This is a genomic window from Rhizobium sp. TAL182, assembly GCF_002117725.1.
GTDB lineage: Bacteria > Pseudomonadota > Alphaproteobacteria > Rhizobiales > Rhizobiaceae > Rhizobium > Rhizobium esperanzae.
The window spans coordinates 3,635,052-3,653,204 of sequence record NZ_CP021024.1; the positions used below are offsets into that span (position 1 = coordinate 3,635,052).

At 61.9% G+C, this 18,153-nt stretch carries 18 protein-coding genes; 8 read left to right on the top strand and 10 right to left on the bottom strand.

The annotated features are described in order from the left end of the window. Window positions 1-22: 22 nt before the first annotated feature. Together Tal182_RS18305 and Tal182_RS18310 are read right to left on the bottom strand one after the other, a co-directional pair. Window positions 23-487: an Rrf2 family transcriptional regulator gene (locus Tal182_RS18305; RefSeq protein ID WP_064806299.1), complete on the bottom strand. Its 465-nt coding sequence runs from the start codon at window positions 485-487 to the stop codon at window positions 23-25. Between the two features lie 175 nt (window positions 488-662). Next, window positions 663-1,451, bottom strand: a complete 789-nt coding sequence (locus tag Tal182_RS18310) for an SDR family oxidoreductase (protein WP_085860981.1) — start codon at window positions 1,449-1,451, stop codon at window positions 663-665. Window positions 1,452-1,590: 139 nt separating this feature from the next. On the opposite strand from Tal182_RS18310, the gene Tal182_RS18315 reads away from it, so the two are divergent. After that, window positions 1,591-2,361, top strand: coding sequence for a TIM barrel protein (locus tag Tal182_RS18315; RefSeq protein WP_064806301.1), 771 nt, complete (start codon window positions 1,591-1,593; stop codon window positions 2,359-2,361). Here Tal182_RS18315 and Tal182_RS18320 read toward each other — a convergent pair. After that, the gene (locus tag Tal182_RS18320; protein ID WP_085860330.1) at window positions 2,358-2,894 is read right to left on the bottom strand and encodes a hypothetical protein; all 537 of its coding nucleotides are present in this window, start codon (window positions 2,892-2,894) and stop codon (window positions 2,358-2,360) included. The two genes, Tal182_RS18315 and Tal182_RS18320, sit on opposite strands and share 4 nt — an antisense overlap. A gap of 113 nt (window positions 2,895-3,007) precedes the next feature. Between Tal182_RS18320 and Tal182_RS18325 the strand changes: the two genes are divergently transcribed. Then, window positions 3,008-3,481 carry a cupin domain-containing protein gene (locus Tal182_RS18325; RefSeq protein WP_064804601.1) on the top strand — a complete coding sequence of 158 codons (474 nt, stop codon included), beginning with the start codon at window positions 3,008-3,010 and terminating at the stop codon, window positions 3,479-3,481. Window positions 3,482-3,487: 6 nt separating this feature from the next. On the opposite strand, the gene Tal182_RS18330 is transcribed toward Tal182_RS18325, so the two are convergent. The 5 genes from Tal182_RS18330 to Tal182_RS18350 all read right to left on the bottom strand — a co-directional run bounded on the left by Tal182_RS18330 (window position 3,488) and on the right by Tal182_RS18350 (window position 9,470). Next, window positions 3,488-4,597 carry a sn-glycerol-3-phosphate import ATP-binding protein UgpC gene (locus tag Tal182_RS18330; RefSeq protein ID WP_085860331.1) on the bottom strand — a complete coding sequence of 370 codons (1,110 nt, stop codon included), beginning with the start codon at window positions 4,595-4,597 and terminating at the stop codon, window positions 3,488-3,490. Between the two features lie 12 nt (window positions 4,598-4,609). Next, window positions 4,610-5,524 (bottom strand): ABC transporter permease subunit, encoded by a 915-nt coding sequence (locus Tal182_RS18335; RefSeq protein ID WP_016733961.1) that lies wholly within the window; start codon window positions 5,522-5,524, stop codon window positions 4,610-4,612. A gap of 10 nt (window positions 5,525-5,534) precedes the next feature. After that, window positions 5,535-6,419 (bottom strand): sugar ABC transporter permease, encoded by an 885-nt coding sequence (locus tag Tal182_RS18340; protein ID WP_012485023.1) that lies wholly within the window; start codon window positions 6,417-6,419, stop codon window positions 5,535-5,537. Window positions 6,420-6,544: 125 nt separating this feature from the next. Beyond that, window positions 6,545-7,900: an extracellular solute-binding protein gene (locus Tal182_RS18345; RefSeq protein ID WP_085860332.1), complete on the bottom strand. Its 1,356-nt coding sequence runs from the start codon at window positions 7,898-7,900 to the stop codon at window positions 6,545-6,547. A 364-nt stretch (window positions 7,901-8,264) separates the two neighbouring features. Beyond that, window positions 8,265-9,470, bottom strand: coding sequence for an ROK family transcriptional regulator (locus Tal182_RS18350; RefSeq protein ID WP_010023209.1), 1,206 nt, complete (start codon window positions 9,468-9,470; stop codon window positions 8,265-8,267). 228 nt (window positions 9,471-9,698) lie between these two features. Between Tal182_RS18350 and Tal182_RS18355 the strand changes: the two genes are divergently transcribed. From Tal182_RS18355 to ugpC, 6 genes are all read left to right on the top strand, one after another. Beyond that, window positions 9,699-10,937: an extracellular solute-binding protein gene (locus Tal182_RS18355; RefSeq protein ID WP_085860333.1), complete on the top strand. Its 1,239-nt coding sequence runs from the start codon at window positions 9,699-9,701 to the stop codon at window positions 10,935-10,937. 80 nt (window positions 10,938-11,017) lie between these two features. Continuing rightward, entirely contained in the window at window positions 11,018-11,902 is an 885-nt protein-coding gene (locus Tal182_RS18360) for a sugar ABC transporter permease (RefSeq protein WP_064811198.1), read from the top strand. After that, window positions 11,902-12,747 carry a carbohydrate ABC transporter permease gene (locus Tal182_RS18365; RefSeq protein ID WP_064804615.1) on the top strand — a complete coding sequence of 282 codons (846 nt, stop codon included), beginning with the start codon at window positions 11,902-11,904 and terminating at the stop codon, window positions 12,745-12,747. The genes Tal182_RS18360 and Tal182_RS18365 overlap by 1 nt, the downstream gene beginning before the upstream one ends. Then, a complete protein-coding gene (locus Tal182_RS18370; RefSeq protein WP_085860334.1) occupies window positions 12,744-13,766 on the top strand; it encodes an SIS domain-containing protein in 1,023 nt (340 codons plus the stop codon). Before Tal182_RS18365 ends, Tal182_RS18370 begins: the two co-directional genes overlap by 4 nt. After that, a complete protein-coding gene (locus tag Tal182_RS18375) occupies window positions 13,767-14,696 on the top strand; it encodes a PfkB family carbohydrate kinase (protein ID WP_085860335.1) in 930 nt (309 codons plus the stop codon). After that, window positions 14,693-15,772, top strand: a complete 1,080-nt coding sequence (gene ugpC, locus Tal182_RS18380; protein ID WP_085860336.1) for a sn-glycerol-3-phosphate ABC transporter ATP-binding protein UgpC — start codon at window positions 14,693-14,695, stop codon at window positions 15,770-15,772. Before Tal182_RS18375 ends, ugpC begins: the two co-directional genes overlap by 4 nt. A gap of 20 nt (window positions 15,773-15,792) precedes the next feature. Here the strand turns inward: ugpC and Tal182_RS18385 are convergent, their stop codons facing one another. Together Tal182_RS18385 and Tal182_RS18390 are read right to left on the bottom strand one after the other, a co-directional pair. After that, on the bottom strand, window positions 15,793-16,620 hold the full coding sequence (locus Tal182_RS18385; RefSeq protein WP_085860337.1) for a glycoside hydrolase family 16 protein: 828 nt from the start codon (window positions 16,618-16,620) through the stop codon (window positions 15,793-15,795). Between the two features lie 50 nt (window positions 16,621-16,670). Continuing rightward, window positions 16,671-18,152 carry a lipopolysaccharide biosynthesis protein gene (locus Tal182_RS18390; protein ID WP_064804625.1) on the bottom strand — a complete coding sequence of 494 codons (1,482 nt, stop codon included), beginning with the start codon at window positions 18,150-18,152 and terminating at the stop codon, window positions 16,671-16,673. Between the last annotated feature and the right edge of the window lies 1 nt (window position 18,153).

Consider the following 18,153-nt stretch of genomic DNA (forward strand, 5'->3'; position numbering starts at 1 on the left):
TAGGCTATGAAATCGAAGCGTCTCAGCTGGCGGCGGAGATCGGCAATTCGTCCCCGGTTTCTTCAATGCGGCCGCCGGCTGCGACGAATTGGTCGAGAGTCATATTGTCCAGAATGGCGGCGATCGCATCCCGAACGTCGGTCATCGAGCGCCGCACCTGACAGGTTTCCGGGTCGGCGCAGTCGTCGCAAGCCTCGTAAGCCGTGCGGCTGGCGCAGCGGATCGGCGCCAGCGGACCATCGAGAGTGCGGATGACATGGCCGATGCGGATCTCGGAAGCCGGCCGCGAGAGAGAATACCCGCCGCCGGGCCCCTTCTTTGAACGCAGGATACCAACATTGCGCAGCTCGAGCAGGATCGTGTCGAGAAACTTCTTCGGAATATTGTTGCGCGCCGCGACGTCATTGATGAAGGCGGTCTCGCCCGGCGCCAGACGCGCCAGATCGACCAGTGCCTTCAGGCCGTATTTTCCCTTCTTCGTCAGCATCGTCGTCGCCTTTTGGAAATCGCAATATTCGTCGCCAATAGCAGGCAAATAACGTCGAAAGCGTGAAGATACAACAAAATAGCTAATATTTATAGCTTGTATCGGCAACATCGACGGCCGGCCGGCAGTCTTGCGAAGAACAGGCTTGCCATGCTGCGCTTTGCGGCAGCTTCGATCAAATCGTCTTCAGCATGCCGCCATCGACGAAATAGGTCGATCCGATGCAGTAGCTCGCCCGCTCCGAACTCAGAAAGACGAAAACGTTCGCCAGTTCCTCCGGCGTGCCGAAGCGTTTGGATGCAGCGTGTTCATTGGCAACGCTCTGCAGGTAGCCTTCCCAGTTTCCGCCGCTTTCGGCCGTCAGCTGCTTGGCGGTCTTGATCCAGTCGGGCGTCAGGATCAGGCCGGCATTGATGCAGTTGACGCGGATATTGTCCTGGATGAGTTCGGTCGAGAGCGTCTTTGAAAACATCATCAGCGCCGATTTGCTGACATTGTAGATCGGCTCGTACCAGAGCGGCTGGACGGCGCAGATCGAGGCATTATGCAGGATCACCCCGCCGCCGCGTTTCTTCATCTGCGGCGCGATCCCGCGCGCCAGCCGCACGGCGGCCATCACATGCAGGTCCCAATAGGCCTGCCACTTCTCGTCCGGCGCCTCCATCACCGTCTCGTTCGAGCCGGTGCCGGCATTGTTGATGAGGATATCGGCGCCGCCTTTCTTTGCGGCCGCCGCAATGATCGCCTCCGTCCCCGCAGCCGTCGCCACGTCGGCGGCAACGGCGGTGGCGCTGACGCCAAATTTCTCGCCAATGCGGACGGCCTCCGCCTCCAGCCGTTCGCCGCCGCGCGCAGCCAGCACGAGGTCCACGCCCTCAGCCGCCAGTCCCTCGGCGATCGCCAGCCCGATGCCGACCGACGCACCCGTTATGACCGCGATCTTACCCTTCAATCCCAGATCCATGTCTTCCTCCAGAAGCGCCGGCGATCCCGGCTCGATGGAAGCGAGTGTTCCGCCAATGAATTCGGGCGTCAAGCACCCAAACGCCTCTTGCGGCAGGCTCCGTTCTGTCGCAGCCTGCATCCGCACCCAAGGAGTTTTCATGCGACGTTATTCAGCCTGTATAGAATGGCTGTTTGCCGAAGACGGCGACAGCTTTGCCGACCGCATCCGTCGCGCCCATGCTGGCGGCCTGACGGCGGTCGAATTCTGGCGCTGGACCGACAAGGATCTGGATGCGATCGAGGCGACTCTGAAGGAAACCGGCCTTGCCGTCACCAGCCTCGTCGCCGAGCCGCTGATCGCTTTGACCGATGCCGCCAACCGGCAGACCTGGCTGGAAGGCCTTGCCGAATCCGTCGCCGCCGCCAAACGCCTCGGCGCGCCGGTGCTGATCGTCCAGGCCGGCGACGACCTCCCCGGATGCAGCCGTGAAGAACAGCGCAAGGCGCTCACCGAAACACTGAAAGCAGGCGCCGACATCCTCAAAGGCAGCGGTGTCCGCCTCGGCGTCGAGCCGCTCAACATCCGTATCGACCACGTCGGCTATTTCCTCGATTCGACCCGCGAAGGCCTCGACATCGTTGACGACGTCGCCCGCTCCGAGATCGGCATCGTCTATGACATCTACCATTCCGCCGTGATGGATGAACGCACCGAAGAGGTGCTGGACGGCCGTCTCGACCGTGTTTTCCACGTCCATGTCGCCGATCATCCCGGCCGCAACGAACCGGGCTCCGGCGGCATTGCCCTCGCTCATCGCCTCGATTGGATCTTCGCCAACGGTTATGCCGGCGCCATCGGCCTCGAATACCGGCCGACCAGATCCGGCGCGGACGCGGTCAAAGCCGCAATCGTCTCGCTTGGTGGTTAGTCCGAACGCGCGCCTTCTGCGAAGGCCTCAAGCTCCGGGTCGAATTCAACCTCGACGACATTGTTGAAGACGGCGGTCGCCAGCATGATGCCGGCGAAGGCGACGAGATCGACGAGCGCCTTGGTTTCGTAGCGCTCTTTCAGCTTCGACCAGAGCTCGGCCGGAACGGCATTGGAATCGGCGACAACAGCCTTGCCGAAGGCGTCGAGCAGCGCCTCCGCTTCGGAAAGCTGCAATGCGTCGGGATCAAAACCCTTGTTGATCAAGGCACGGCGAAAGAAGGTGATGGCGATCTTCGATTTCGCCGCCTTCGAAATCGCATGCGAGAAGATCCAGATCTCGCGGTCGCTGATGACAGGATCAAGCTCGGCCCGCAGCGTGAACCACTCGGCATAGATGTGATTGGCGACCGGCGAATGGAGGAGCGTCCGCTTCATGTTGGTCATGCGCCCGCGCAGCCTGATTTCTTCATCATGCGCCGCGCGAACTTCTGGCGAAGCGGTGTCGTAATCGATCTGCGGGAGATGGCTCATCGGCTCCGCTCTTTCTGCTGTATCAAGGTAAATCCGCTTGGCTGTCGCGATACTCCCGCCTAGATGTAGAGCCTTTCCGGGTTAGACTGACCCGATCAAGGCGGAGGCTAGGCATGAGCGGCGACCACGAGCATTCTCACATCGACTGGCGCGAACACGGCGTCAAGGTCATTCCCGGCAATTCGCTCGACCCGAACACCGCGCAGACCCCGGGCATGAACCGCGCGACCGCGATCAACCATGCGCGTGCCGGCGCCGAGAAAATCTGGGCGGGCACGGTGACGATCCATGCCAATGCGAAAACCGGCGCCCATCATCACGGCGATCTCGAAAGCATCATCTACGTCGTCAAGGGCAAGGCTCGCATGCGCTGGGGCGAGCATCTCGAATATACCGCCGAAGCCGGCCCGGGCGATTTCATCTACGTCCCGCCCTATGTGCCGCACCAGGAGATCAACGCGAGCCGCGACGAGACACTGGAATGCGTGCTCGTCCGCTCAGGCCAGGAACCGGTCGTGGTCAATCTGGATATCGAACCGGTCGAGAAACCGGAAAACGTCGCCTGGATCGATCCCATTCACCGCTGACACCGCTCAGGCGTGAACGGCGCCGGCGCTGCTCACCGCCGGGTTTTCGATGATCCGGCCGGTATCGGCGGCATAGAGGTGGATCGTATTGTGATCGATCGCGATACCGATCGGATCGCCCGATTTCACCGTCACGGCCTCGGTCAGCGCCACGGCAAAGGGCAGCCCGTCGAAATCGGCATGAACCACGCGGCTTGCGCCGAGTTCTTCGATGAAATCGGCCGTTGCGACCAATGCGCCGGGCGCATCCGGGGCAACCAGCCGAGCTGCCTCGGCGCGTATGCCGAGCACGACGCGTTTGCCCTTCAGCGGCGCGGCGCGTTCGCGTGGCAGCGCAATTCTGCGGCTCTGGTCGTAGACGAAGACACCCTCGTCGTTGATCGTGCCTTCGAGCAGGTTCATCGCCGGCGTGCCGACGAAACCGGCGACGAAACGCGAGACCGGATGATGATAGACCTCTTCCGGTGTGCCGACCTGCTCCACCCTGCCGCCGTTCATCACCACCAGCCGGTCAGCCAGCGTCATCGCCTCGGTCTGGTCATGCGTGACGAAGATCGAGGTGGCGCCGAGGCGGCGGTGCAGGCGGCGGATTTCCGCGCGCATGGCGATGCGCAGCTTGGCGTCCAAGTTCGACAAGGGTTCGTCGAAGAGGAACACCTTCGGCTCGCGGATCATCGCACGCCCCATGGCGACGCGCTGGCGCTGGCCGCCGGAAAGCGCGGCCGGGCGGCGGTCGAGGAAGGGTTCGAGGCTGAGCGCCTTGGCGACCTCGGCGATCCGCCGGCTGCGCTCGGCCTTCGCCACACCCGCCACTTTCAAGGCGTAGCCGATATTCTCGGCGACGGTCATATGCGGATAGAGGGCGTAATTCTGGAACACCATGGCGCAGCCGCGTTCGCGCGGCTCCATCTGGTTGACGACGCGTCCGTCAATGGCGATTTCACCGCCGGTGATTTCCTCGAGGCCGGCGATCATGCGCAGGAGCGTGGACTTGCCGCAGCCGGATGGGCCGAGGATGACGATGAATTCGCCGGATTGGATCTCCAGGTCGACGCCGTGAACGACGGGATGCTTGCCGTAGCTCTTCTTCACATCACGGATTGAGATCGATGCCACAGGACTGCTCCTTCACTTCTCGGTGGAGATAAGGCCGCGCACGAACCAGCGCTGCATCAGGATGACGAGCAACAGCGGCGGCGACATGATGATAAGTGTCCCGGCCATGGCGACGTTCCAGTCGGGCAGGCCGAATTCGGACGGAATAAGGGTCTTCAACTGCGTCACCGCAATGCCGAAATTCGGATCGGTGGTGACCAGCAGCGGCCACAGATACTGGTTCCAGGCCCAGACGAACATGATCGTGAACAGCGCGATCATGTTCGAGCGCGACAGCGGCAGCAGTATGTCGATGAAGAAGCGGACGGCGCCTGCGCCATCCATCTTCGTCGCCTCGGCAAGCTCGTCCGGAACGGTCAGATAGAACTGGCGGTAGAGGAAAGTGCCGGTGGCAGTGGCAACGAGCGGCGCCACGAGGCCGGTGTAGGAATTCAACAGGCCCCATTCGAGCTTGATCTGGATGCCGGAGACCCAGGCGACGAGCGCGGTGATTCCAGTAAGGTCGAGGATCGTCTGAAACGGCTGCAATGCATTCGCCGCAATCGAATAGGTCGGCACGATGCGGACTTCCAGCGGCAGCATCAGCGTGATGAAGATGATCCAGAAGATCAGATGCCGGCCGCGGAAACGGAAGTAGACGATCGAGAAGGCCGCCATGGCGGAAAGCATGACCTTGCCGGCGCCGACCGCTGTGGCGAAGATGATGCTGTGGATCAGCTTGTTGCCGAGATCGGCGCGGATCCAGGCAGCCTGTGCATTTTCCCAGAAATGCGAACCCGGGGTCAGCGGCAGCGGCACCCGGTTGACCGTCTCCAGATCGAGCGTCGATGCGATGATGACGATGACAAAAGGCAGAAGCGCGATCACCATGCCGAGCGCGAGTATCGTGTAGCAGATGAAGTTGAATATCGGCGTGCGTTCGATCATGTCCGCAACCTCACTTGTAGTGCACGCGCCGCTCGATGAAGCGGAACTGGAAGATGGTGAGAAGGACGACGAGCGCCATCAGGATGATCGACTGGGCGGCCGCACCCGAATAATCGAGCCCCCTGAAACCGTCGAAATAGATCTTGTAGACCATGAGCTCGGTCGCGCGCGCCGGTCCGCCCTGGGTCATGACGTCGACGATGCCGAAGGAATCCTGGAAGCTTTCGGTGATGTTGATGACGAGCAGGAAAAACAATGTCGGCGTCAGCAGCGGCAATTGCAGGTCCCACATGCGGCGCAGCGGCCCCGAGCCGTCCATGGCCGCGGCCTCGATCAGCGAGCGCGGAATGCCCTGAAGGGCCGAAAGGAAGAAGATGAAATTATAGCCGATATATTTCCAGGAAAAGGCGATGATGACGGCGATCATCGCGTCCTTGCCGTCGAGTGCCGGGTTCCAGAGGCCGGGCCAGACATGATTGATGACGGAGAGAAGACCGGCCTCCGGCGCCAGGATGAAGCGGAAGGCAAGGCCGAGGGCGGGCGCGGCAATCGCGTAAGGCCAGATGAAGACCGACCGGTAGATTTTGTGGCCGCGCAGTTCACGGTCCGTCAACAGCGCTAGGATGAGGGCCATTCCCATGGCGATCGCCGTCGAGCTGAAGCCGAAGATCATGCTGCGGGTGATCGACTCCCAATAGATGGGATCGCTGAGCAGTTGCTTGAAATTGTCGAAACCGACCCAGGCATTGCCGCCGCCCCATGGCTGCTCGAGCGTGAACGCCCAATAGAGCGCCTGCGCACTCGGCCAATAGAAGAAGACGAAAATCAGCAGCAGCATCGGAAAGGCGAAGAGCAGTCCGATCGTCGTCGAGGAGAAAGTGACGCGCTTTTCCATGAGTGGTCGTTTTCGCCTGGTTTGTTTGGGCGCGGACGACAGTGCGCATCCGCGACTGATGAGGAGAGCTTACAAAGACGCACCCGGCGCGCGCAAGGCGGCCGGGTGCGGCGCATGTCAGGCGATCAGGGAAGCTGAACGTTCTTGTAAGTCTGCTGGAAGCGGCGCAGCAGCTGGTTGCCGCGATCGGCAGCGCCATCGAGCGAAGCCTGGACGTCGGCATTGTTGACGAAGATCGCCTGCAGGCCGTTGGCGATTTCGGTGCGGACCTGCAGTAGGCCGCCGAGGCGGATGCCGTGCGGAGCCGTATCGCCGGCAGGCGATGCGGTCAGGCTCTGGATCGCCAGTTCGCGGCCGGCATAGGGAGCCTTGTCGTAGAAGCCCTGCTTCTTCAGATATTCGAAGCCGGAATTACGAACCGGGATGTAGCCGGTGACGGTCGACCAAGTCAGCGCTTCTTCCGGCTTGGCGATGAAGTTGAAGAAGGCGGCCGCAGCCTTGTATTCGGCGTCGGTGTGGCCCTTCAGAACCCAGAGCGAAGCGCCGCCGACGAATGAGCTGTGGCGGGTTGCGTTGCCGTAGGTCGGGAGCATCGAAACGCCCCAGTTCATGCCCTGCTTGGCGGTACGGCCGATATTGCCGTGGTCGCCGACCGAGGTCAGGATGACCTGGCAATCGCCGGCAGCGAACGCTTCGACGAAGGTCTGGCCGACGGCCTTGTTCTTGATGACGGCGAGCTTGTTGTCGTACCAGGACTTGAGGTCCTTGATGTAGCTGACGAGAAGCGGATTCTTGTTGAACACCAGCTCGGCGTCGAGGCCTTCGAAGCCGTTCTTCTTCGTGGCGATCGCTTCGCCGTTAACGGCTTCGAACTGCTCGACGTACTGCCAGACTTCATTGTTGGAGATGTCGAAGGCGAGCGGGCAGGCATAACCGGCATCCTTCAGAGCCTTGAAATCTTCGCCGGCTTCCTGCCAGGTGGCCGGAGCATGGTCCTTGCCGATCTTGGCGAAGGCGTCCTTGTTCCAGTAGAGCAGAGCGGTCGACGAGTTGAAGGGGAAGGAATACATCTCGCCCTTGGACGTCGCATAATAGTTTGCGATGCCGGAGAAGTAATCCTTCCAGTCGACCGTGTAGCCCATGTCGGTCATCAGCTGGTTTGCCGGATAGAAGGCGCCGGAGAGCATGATGTCGAGGGTGCCGGCGTCGGAGACCTGAGCGATCGTCGGCTGCTTGCCGGCGCGGAAAGCGGCAATCGTATTCTGCAGGGAAGCATCGTAGCTACCGTGGCTGGTGCAGACGACTTCGTAGTCTCCCTGCGACTGGTTGAAGCGATCGCACTGTTCCTGGACACGCTTCGCGATATCACCGGAATTGCCGAACCAGAAGTCGATCTTGGTCTTATCGGCGGCGGCAGCGGGACCAGCAAGAAACGCTGTAGCGAGAAGGGCGCCAACGGCGCCGAGAAGCTTGGCTTGCATGAGAACCTCGAACGTAAAAGAGACGCGCACTTTCAGCGCACGCCCTATTAGCTGGTCCAAATTGCCGCGGCCAATGAATATTCCATGACATGAAACAACCGAAATCGTACCGTCACGAAACCTTCATGCGGATGTTATTTGCCACGGCTGAAGGCTATATTGAGAGAAGCCTCGCCAACCACCCCAGCGCACTGCCGAATAATTATATCTATACCAGAATTCCTATAAATTTCAATGATTTTCAATATTTGACTATACTTCGATCGCGCCTCTTAATTCGCTGGCAATGGTCGCTTGAAACTTACAAAGAGCGCCACTTTTCTGCCGCTGCACTGCTGCGCAACGCCTGGTTTCAGGCTCGAAATCAGCGGGAATCCTTCAAAATTGCAGCAAAATGCGGATCGAATGCCCGACCGATTGGTCCAGCGGCCGCCCCGAGCGCCACCGACCAAGGATCGGCCATGCCGGGCTGCAGCCGCGGCAGCGTCCGGCCGCGCCGTTCGGCGATCGAGGGCAGCAGCGGGCCGATGGCCGCAATCAACCTGTTGACCAATGCCTCGGGCGCGCTGCCGCAGAGGATTACCGTCTGCGGATCGAAGATCGTTTCGATCAGATGGATGCTCCAGCGCAGGTCAGCAGCCGCCGTTTCGATCCAGGTGTCGATGCCTGGATCGCCCCCCGAGGCGAGGTCATTGATGTGTGCATGCAGATCGGGATCGGCGGGATCGGCCGAGAGATATTGGTAGAGCGAGGCGAGCGAGGCGCGGTGTTCGAGCGGGGTCGATTTGCCATCGGCAAAGAGCAGTGCCATGCCGATTTCGCCGGCATTGCCGTTGGCGCCGCGATAGAGTTCGCCGTTCAGGATGAGACCGGCGCCAATGCCGTAGCCGACGAACAGGCAGACGGCATGGTCGAGGCCATGCGCGGCCCCCACCATACGCTCCGCAGTCGCGGCCGCTGCCGCATCGTTCTGCAGACCGACGTCGAGCCCGGTGCCGGCGGTCAGCGTGTCCAGCAGCGGAAACTTCTGCCAAGCCTCCATCATCCACGGATCGTCGCCGCTGCCGTCGATCCCGAAGGGACCTGGCATCGCGACGCCGAGGCCGACCAGCCGCTTCTCGGATTGCCGAACGATCCCGGCGAGCTTTAACCGCACACTGGCGACGAGATCGAGAATGACCTTCGTTCCTGTCGACGGGCCTCCCGGCGGCAGAACGGCCTCGGCGCGCACGAGAACGCTGCCGACGAGATCGACGGCGACCGCCCGCGTCACGTGCCGGTCGATCTGCAGGCCGATCGCAAAGGCGCCCTCGGGAACGAGCCGATACGGCGTCGAGGGCTGGCCCCTCCCCTTTCGCACCGCCTCCTGCGAACTGACGAGACCGTCGCGCTCGAGTTCCTCGATGATATTCGACACAGTCTGCTTGGTCAGCCGCGTCGCCCGCGCCAGATCGGCGCGCGAGAGCGCACCGTTGATCCTCAAGGCATCGATCATCACGCGCCGGTTATGCGCGCTGGTGCCTTCGTGATTGGTGCCGCTCTTGGCCCTGATCGGCCTGCTGTCATTCATGTGCAATTGCCTCTTGACTCCAGTAGAATGTTGAAGAAGTAATAAGTCAAGACAATTGACTTAATAAGGGACCGAAGAGTTCCAGGGAACGCAGGAAGCCGCACAGGGCTTCCAACGACGCTCCGAGATGACCAACCGGCACGTTTTGTTTCACGCGTGCCTTCTCGAAAACCGATGGCGGAAAATCCGCCCTCGGCCATGCGTAAATGTCAAAAACTGGAGGCTGCAATGCTGAAATCCCTTACCAAGACGCTTCTGGGTGCGGCCTTGATCGGCGCGTCCCTTGCACCGCATGCTTTCGCCGAAACGACGCTGAACGCGCTGTTCATGGCGCAGGCCGCTTACAGCGAGGCCGATGTGCGCGCCATGACCGACGCCTTCGCCAAGGCAAACCCTGACATCAAGGTCAATCTCGAATTCGTTCCCTATGAGGGGCTGCACGACAAGACAGTGCTGGCGCAGGGTTCCGGCGGCGGCTATGACGTCGTCCTTTTCGACGTCATCTGGCCGGCCGAATACGCCAGCAACAAGGTGCTGGTCGACGTCTCCTCCCGCATCACGGAGGAGATGAAGAAGGGCGTGCTGCCGGGTGCCTGGACCACTGTGCAATATGACGGCAAATATTACGGCATGCCGTGGATCCTCGACACAAAATACCTGTTCTACAACAAGGAGATCCTCGAAAAGGCCGGCATCAAGGCGCCGCCGAAAACCTGGGACGAGCTGACCGAGCAGGCAAAAGCGATCAAGGACAAGGGTCTGCTCGCCACCCCGATCGCCTGGAGTTGGTCGCAGGCCGAAGCGGCGATCTGCGATTACACCACCCTCGTCAGTGCCTATGGCGGAGATTTCCTGAAGGACGGCAAACCTGCCTTCCAGAGCGGTGGCGGTCTTGACGCCCTGAAATATATGGTGGCCAGCTATACGTCCGGCCTGACCAATCCGAACTCCAAGGAGTTCCTGGAAGAGGACGTCCGCAAAGTCTTCGAAAACGGCGATGCCGCCTTCGCGCTCAACTGGACCTACATGTACAACATGGCCAACGACCCGAAGGACAGCAAGGTCGCGGGCAAGGTCGGCGTCGTGCCGGCGCCGGGTGTCGCCGGCAAGAGCGAGGCTTCGGCCGTCAACGGCTCGATGGGCCTCGGCATCACTTCCGCCAGCCAGCATCCCGACGAGGCCTGGAAATACATCACCTTCATGACCTCACAGGCGACACAGAACGCCTACGCCAAGCTCAGCCTGCCGATCTGGGCCTCCTCCTACGCGGACCCGGCCGTTACCAAGGGCCAGGAAGAACTGATCTCGGCCGCCAAGGTCGGCCTTGCCGCCATGTATCCGCGCCCGACGACGCCGAAATATCAGGAGCTTTCGACGGCGCTGCAGCAGGCGATCCAGGAATCGCTACTTGGCCAGTCGACGCCTGAGGATGCGCTGAAGTCGGCCGCCGAAAACAGCGGCCTCTGAGTCCGACATAAACCCCGGGCGGCGTCCTGTCGTCGCCCGGCTCGATTCCAATAACCTATGAATGAAAAAGGGTCGCCTCGATGTCGGGCACATGGCTGACAACGCGCGCGTGGCTGTTGATGCTGCCGCTTCTCGTGGTCATGATCTCGGTCATCGGCTGGCCGCTGGTCGATACCGTCGGCCTCTCCTTCACCGATGCCAAGCTCGTCGGCACCGAGGGAAGCTTCGTCGGCCTCGACAATTACGTGAAGATGCTCTCCGGCTCGAATTTCCAGCGCACCCTGATCACCACCGCATGGTTCGCGATCGTCTCGGTTGCCGCCGAAATGGTGATCGGCGTCCTTGCGGCTCTGTTGCTGAACCAGCAATTCCGTGGCCGCACCGCGCTCCGCGCCCTGATGATCCTGCCCTGGGCGCTGCCGACCGTCGTCAATGCCACGCTCTGGCGGCTGATCTACAATCCGGAATATGGCGCGCTGAACGCCGCGCTGACCCAGCTCGGCCTGCTCGACGCCTATCGTTCCTGGCTGGGCGAACCCGGCACGGCGCTCGCCGCCCTCATCGTCGCCGACTGCTGGAAAAATTTTCCCTTAGTGGCGCTGATCGCGCTCGCAGCACTCCAGGCCGTGCCGCGCGACATCACCGCGGCGTCGCTCGTCGATGGCGCCGGCCCGCTCGCCCGCTTCCGCTTCGTCATCCTGCCCTATCTCGCCGGCCCGCTGATGGTGGCGCTGGTGCTGCGCACGATCGAGGCCTTCAAGGTGTTCGACATCATCTGGGTCATGACCCGCGGCGGACCGGCCAACAGCACGCGAACGCTCTCGATTCTGGTCTATCAGGAGGCCTTCTCTTTCCAGCGCGCGGGCTCGGGCGCATCGCTCGCCTTGATCGTCACGCTGCTGGTGACGCTGCTCGCCGCAGGCTACGCGGCCCTCGTGCGCAAGACCGCCGGGAGTGCCGTCTGATGGAACGCCGGAGCCCGCTCTTTTCCGCTTTCATTCACCTCTCGGCGCTGCTGCTTGCCGCCGTCATCCTGGCGCCGATCCTGTGGCTTTTCATCATGAGCATCGCGCCGGCGGCTGATCTCGCCGCAAAGCCGCTGCGCTGGTGGCCGCAAGCCATTGATTTCTCGCGATACCAGGTGCTGCTGTCGACGCTCGAAAACAGCGCCGGCGCTGCTTTCACCTCGTCATTGCGCAACAGCATCGAGGTGGCCGGCATGGCGACGATCGCCGCCATCGCGCTCGCAATTCCCGCCGGTTGGGCAGTGTCGCGCACACCTTCCGTCGGCTGGTCGCTGTCGATGGTGATCGCCACCTACATGCTGCCACCGGTGGCGCTCGCCGTGCCGCTCTATATGGGCCTCTCCCATCTCGGGATGCTGAACAACGTCTTCGGCCTCGCCCTCGTCTATCTGACGATCCTGGCGCCCTTCACCACCTGGCTGATGAAATCAGGCTTCGATTCCATCCCGCGCGAGATCGAATCGGCGGCGATGATCGACGGTGCCGGCCTGTTTCAGACGCTGAAGATCATCACGCTGCCGCTTGCCGCCCCGGTGGTGGCGACTTCGAGCCTCTTCGCCTTCCTGCTGGCCTGGGATGAATTTTTCTATGCGCTGCTCTTTACCTCGGACCAGCGCGCCAAGACGCTGACCGTCGCCATCGCTGATCTCGCCGGCGGCCGCGTTTCCGATTACGGACTGATCGCCACGGCAGGCGTGCTCGCCGCCCTGCCCCCGGTGCTGATCGGTCTCGTCATGCAACGCGCCCTGATCTCGGGGCTCACCAGCGGCGGCGTCAAGGGATGAACATGACAACAGAAAGAATTCGACCCGCCGGGCTTGCGGCGATCGATCGCGAAATGGCCCGCCAGCACGCCGATGCAATCACCTCTTATCAATCGGCCGGGTCGATGGCGGCAAGAGCCGCCGCCTCGCTTGAGAAGACCGGGCGGCTGCTCCTGATCGGCATGGGCGGCTCACATGCCGTCAACCGCGCCGTCGAGCCGCTCTATCGCGCGCTCGGCATCGACGCCGTCGCCCTGCCGCTCTCCGAGCAGCTCGGCCAGCCGCTGCCGATCGCCGGCAGGACGATCTTCGTCACCTCGCAATCAGGCCAAAGTGCCGAGATCGTGCGTTGGTTCAACGAGACCGGCGGCACCGAGGACACTTTCGGCCTGACGCTTGAAGCCGGCGCCTTCCTGGCAAGAACCGCCCCATCGCTCGTTGGCAGCGGCGGCACCGAGCTTGCCTTCGCAGCCACCCGCAGTCTGACGGTGACTTTTGCTCTGCATCTGGCAATCCTTGCCGCGCTCGGCGAAGATCCCGCAGCCGCGCTTGCTGTCCTTGAAGCGCCTGAAGACCACGACATCACCGCCGCCCTCGCCGCACTTGAAAATGTTGCGACCGTCGTCACCTCGGGCCGCCGTCTGCAGGGCGTTGCCGAGGCCTTGGCCCTGGGATTGACCGAATTGTCGCGCCGCCCCTGCTTCTCGCTCGAAGGCGGTCAGTTCCGCCACGGTCCGATGGAGATGCTCGGCCCGGAAATCGGCGTCGTGCTGTTCCGCGGCCAGGATGAAACCGCCGGCCTGGTTACAGCAATGGCGATGTCTGCTGTCGAGACCGGCGCTCCCGTCATCCTCTTTGACGCATCGACAGAAGCTCCGGTGGCCGGTGCGGTCACAATCCGCTTTCGCCCGGCGACAGGCCTTGCCGCGATCTTCGCCATGCTGCCGGTTGCCCAGCGGCTGATGATCGGCTTTGCCGACACCCGCGTCGAGAATGCCGGAACGCCGGTTCGATCCACCAAGATTACCCGGAGCGAATGAATGCGGCCGCTTGCAGTCATCGGCAACGTCAATGTTGACCTGATCCTCGGACCGGCCGCCCCCTGGCCCAAGGCCGGGACGGAAATCATCGTCGATCACGACGAGCTCAGGGTCGGGGGATCGGCCGGCAACAGCGCACTCGCCTGGCAGGCGCTCGGGGTCGAATTCGAGATCGCCGCCAATATCGGCAGCGACCAGTTCGGCCGCTGGCTGGCCGAAGCCTTCGGCCACCGTTCCGCGAAGTGGCCGGTGCGCCCCGAACAAACGACCCTCTCCGTCGGCATCACCCATCCTGACGGCGAGCGCACCTTCTTCACGACGCGGGGCCATCTGCCGCGCTTCAGCCTCGCCGATGTTTTCGCCGTCATCGACGGCGAAAAGCTGCGCGGCGGCTGTGCGCTTCTCTGCGGCGGCTTCCTGACCGACGATCTGACCCGCCAATATGGCGCCTTCTTCGACTGGGCCGAGAGCCATGACATCGCCGTCGCCCTCGATACCGGCTGGCCGCTCGACGGCTGGACCGAGCAGAATTGCGCTGCGACACGGGCCTGGCTTTCTCGCAGCCGCATCGCGCTGCTCAACGAGGTCGAGTCGACGACGCTTGCCGGCATCGCCGATCCGATCGAAGCCGCCCGGCACATCAGCTCGCATATGCCGCAAGGTGCGATCGTCGTCGTCAAGCGCGGCCCCGATGGCGCAATCGCGATCGGGGCTGACGGCCAACTGGCTACGGTGACTGCGCCTATTGTCGCAGTAGTCGATACCATCGGCGCCGGCGATGTCTTCAATGCCGCCTTTCTCGCAGCCCTGGCAAAGGATGAGCCTTTGATATCTTGCCTGAGGGCCGGAACCGAGGTCGCCTCTCGCGCCATCTCCACGCTTCCCCGCAGCTATGGCGACCCGACCTCTCGTCAGGAGCCACAGTCATGAGCGCGCTCGATATCGAAAATATCCGCAAGACCTATGGCGACGTCGAGACGCTGAAGGGTATCGATATTTCCCTGGAAAGCGGCGAATTCCTCGTACTGCTCGGTTCCTCCGGCTGCGGCAAGTCAACGCTCTTGAACATCATCGCCGGCCTTGCCGAGGCGACGAGCGGTGACATCAGGATTGGCGGCCGCTCAGTGCTCCGCATGCATCCGAAGGACCGCGACATCGCCATGGTCTTTCAATCCTATGCGCTCTATCCCAATCTGACGGTGCATAGGAATATCGGCTTCGGCCTGGAAATGCGTAAAGTTCCGACGCCCGAGCGTGACAAAGCGGTGCGCGATGCCGCAAAGCTCCTGCAGATCGAAAATCTTCTCGATCGCAAGCCGAGCCAGCTCTCCGGCGGCCAGCGCCAGCGCGTCGCGATCGGCCGCGCGCTGGTGCGCAAGCCGGAGGTGTTCCTCTTCGACGAGCCGCTCTCCAACCTCGACGCCAAGCTGCGCATGGAAATGCGCACCGAAATCAAGCGGCTGCACCGGATACTGAAGACGACGGTGGTCTATGTCACCCATGACCAGATCGAGGCGATGACGCTGGCGAGCCGCATCGCCGTCATGCGCGACGGCCGCATCGAACAGCTGGGCACGCCGGAAGAGATCTACAACAGTCCGGCGACGCTCTATGTCGCGACCTTCGTCGGCGCGCCGCCGATGAACCTGCTGGCGGCAACGATCCGAGATGATCGACTGGTGCTCTCGGGTTCCGATACCAGCCTGCCTCTGCCCGTCCGCTTCGGCAAGGCGGCAGCCGATGGCCGCGATCTCATTCTTGGCATCCGCCCCGAGGCGCTTCGCACGGCTGGATCCGGGGCTTCGCTCGAGGCAACCGTGGAGGTTGCGGAGTTGACCGGCCCGGAGCTCGTCGTCACCGCCCTCGCGGGAAACCAACGGCTGATGGCCTGCCTGCCGCCGCGCACACCGGTCCGCGACGGCGAAAAACTCACGCTCTTCTTTGACGAGGAGGCGATGCATCTCTTCGATGCGCAAACCGGTCTCAGTTGCCTCCGCGAGCAATAGAGCGATCAACGGTCGCTCGCTCAATTCGCCGCGTCGGCCGGCTTGCGCTTGTAAACGTGGATATAGTCGACGAGCAGGATGGAAGGATTTGGCGTTTCATCGATCGGCCAACCCGAGCCGAGCGCCAAATTCACCAGCGGATAGAACGGCATATGGAACTCCTTCGGCGTGTCGAAGCTCCACAGGTACTGGCGATCCAGATAGAAGGTCGTCTTGTCGGGCTGGATATCGACGCCGTAGGTATGATACTCGCTGTTCAAAATTCCATCCTGGACGGTTTTCCAATAGCCGCCATTGGAATTCTCACCGCCATGGGCCTGGCGCCAGACATGAAAGCCCATGCTGAACTCGTAGGGGGCGCGTCCATAATATTCCAGCACGTCGATCTCGGCGGTGTATTTCGACCGGTCGAGCCCGATGAGCCAGAAGGCTGGCCAAACCCCTTTGCCCGGCGGCAGCTTCATCCTCGCTTCGAAATAGCCGAACTGCTGCGAGAAGCCTTCGCCTTTCGGGTTGACCGCCGAGAGCAGGCCCGACCGCCAGGTTCCATCCTCTCCCTTACGCGCTTCGATCTTCAGGATTCCCTGATCGGTCGTAAACGGAAAATCGGACGCCGGATCCGTGAAACGGGCGTCGCCGAAATCACCGTTCCAGGGCGTATGAGCGATCCAGCGGGAGCTTCTCTCTCCCCACGCCGAGACATCGAGACTGTCGAAATTCTCCTCGAACGTCAGCTGATAGGCATTCATGTTGATCGGTTCCTGGGCGACACTAGGCTGGCCGGGCAATGCCCCCAAACCGAGAACAACGAGCAGACCCAAGCTCTTAGAAGATATGCCGTAACGCATTGCGCTCCTCCGAAACCGCCAAAATAATCGTTGGACTGCACCGGTCTTTCTCATGAAATGAGAATTCTGTTTCGTCGCGGCATGAGCCGGTGAACGACGATGGTCTCGACGCCGTCGGGCCTTCCCAGAATCTGCCATAGCAACAGCGCGAAGACCCAAAAGATCGTCGCCGCCGCCGCGCCGCAAAGCGCCAGGCCGACGATCAGGCCGAAGCCGGCAGGCATGGCGGCGAGCTTGGGGCCCATCCAGAGCAGGAAAGCGATCATCGGCAGGCTCGTGGCCAGAGGCCTGCAAAAGGAAGTCAGCTGCGCGGCAAAACTCGCCCCGATCAACCGCCGAGTGATGATGAGCGACGCGGCATAAGCGACGAGAACCGCCACAACGCGCGCGCCGAGCGCACCCGCCACCTGGAAATAGACGATACCGAGGATGGTGACCGGGACCCTGACCAGGAATTCGGCGAACATCCGCAAGGCGAGGGAACGGGTTTTGTCCATGACCATCGCCAATGCCGGCACTATGTTCGTCGGAAGACCGAGCAGGCTCACCAGGCAGAGCCATTGCAGAATTGGTGCGGCGGATGCCCATTTCTCGCCGACGAGGACACGCACCGTCGGCTCGGCCAGAAAGGCGAGCGCAATAAGAATGGGCGCCGCGACGAAGGTGATTGCGCTCGTTGCCTTCAAATAGGCGGCAACCAGGTTGCGACGATCTTCGACAGAGGAGAACGCCGCCATCAGCGGGCGCAGCAACGGGCCGACAAAGGTCTGATAGGGAATGCCGGCGATATTGTCGGCGACGCTGAAGGCGCCAAACGTCGACAGCCCGGCAAAACGCGGCAAAAGCAGCCGGTCGAGCTGCCAATTAATTGCGCTCAGCACCTGCGATACGGTATTCCAGCTGATCATATCCTGGAAACGCTTCCATTCCGACAGGCTGAACTTCGGCTGCATCGGCGCAAAGACATAGGAGGTGATCATCGCCGCGGTCGGGCCGGCGACCGCCCCGACCGCGAGCCCCCAATAGCTGCCCGTCGCCGCGGCCACCCCTGCCCCGAACAGCAGCGTCGATCCTTTGGTGATGAGGTCGAGCGCAAACTCGCGTTTGAAATCGAAACGCTGCATGAAAAGGACCATGCGAGGACTGATCATGCTCCGCATGGAGGGCGCGATCGAAAGCACGGTGACAAGCGCAAAAAGTCGGGAATCGTCGTAGATCACGGCCATCGGCCAGGAAATGACCATCATCAGCAGGCTGATGGCCAACCCTCTCAGCAGGCTCAACGTGAAAGCCGTCGCAAACATCTCCTCGGAGGGGGACGGCTGACGCATCAGGGCCTGCGTCAACGGCAGATCCAGGATTGCTTCGATAATGACCAGAACCGACGTCGCAATGGCGACCAATCCGAAATCCGCAGGACTCAACAATCTTGCCAGGACAAGCAGACTGACGAAATCCAGCAGTCGCGCGAGGAATTTTCCGCTGATCGTCCAGATGCTCGCCGTCGCCGTCCTCTGAGATAGGCTTGACATG

Coding starts and splice junctions, on each gene's coding strand:
- Tal182_RS18350 (WP_010023209.1), bottom strand. CDS start 9,470: ATGAATGACAGCAGGCCGATCAGGGCCAAGAGCGGCACCAATCACGAA.
- Tal182_RS18305 (WP_064806299.1), bottom strand. CDS start 487: ATGCTGACGAAGAAGGGAAAATACGGCCTGAAGGCACTGGTCGATCTG.
- Tal182_RS18345 (WP_085860332.1), bottom strand. CDS start 7,900: ATGCAAGCCAAGCTTCTCGGCGCCGTTGGCGCCCTTCTCGCTACAGCG.
- Tal182_RS18370 (WP_085860334.1), top strand. CDS start 12,744: ATGAACATGACAACAGAAAGAATTCGACCCGCCGGGCTTGCGGCGATC.
- Tal182_RS18375 (WP_085860335.1), top strand. CDS start 13,767: ATGCGGCCGCTTGCAGTCATCGGCAACGTCAATGTTGACCTGATCCTC.
- Tal182_RS18340 (WP_012485023.1), bottom strand. CDS start 6,419: ATGGAAAAGCGCGTCACTTTCTCCTCGACGACGATCGGACTGCTCTTC.
- Tal182_RS18365 (WP_064804615.1), top strand. CDS start 11,902: ATGGAACGCCGGAGCCCGCTCTTTTCCGCTTTCATTCACCTCTCGGCG.
- ugpC (WP_085860336.1), top strand. CDS start 14,693: ATGAGCGCGCTCGATATCGAAAATATCCGCAAGACCTATGGCGACGTC.
- Tal182_RS18385 (WP_085860337.1), bottom strand. CDS start 16,620: ATGCGTTACGGCATATCTTCTAAGAGCTTGGGTCTGCTCGTTGTTCTC.
- Tal182_RS18320 (WP_085860330.1), bottom strand. CDS start 2,894: ATGAGCCATCTCCCGCAGATCGATTACGACACCGCTTCGCCAGAAGTT.
- Tal182_RS18360 (WP_064811198.1), top strand. CDS start 11,018: ATGTCGGGCACATGGCTGACAACGCGCGCGTGGCTGTTGATGCTGCCG.
- Tal182_RS18310 (WP_085860981.1), bottom strand. CDS start 1,451: ATGGATCTGGGATTGAAGGGTAAGATCGCGGTCATAACGGGTGCGTCG.
- Tal182_RS18315 (WP_064806301.1), top strand. CDS start 1,591: ATGCGACGTTATTCAGCCTGTATAGAATGGCTGTTTGCCGAAGACGGC.
- Tal182_RS18325 (WP_064804601.1), top strand. CDS start 3,008: ATGAGCGGCGACCACGAGCATTCTCACATCGACTGGCGCGAACACGGC.
- Tal182_RS18335 (WP_016733961.1), bottom strand. CDS start 5,524: ATGATCGAACGCACGCCGATATTCAACTTCATCTGCTACACGATACTC.
- Tal182_RS18390 (WP_064804625.1), bottom strand. CDS start 18,152: ATGTCAAGCCTATCTCAGAGGACGGCGACGGCGAGCATCTGGACGATC.
- Tal182_RS18355 (WP_085860333.1), top strand. CDS start 9,699: ATGCTGAAATCCCTTACCAAGACGCTTCTGGGTGCGGCCTTGATCGGC.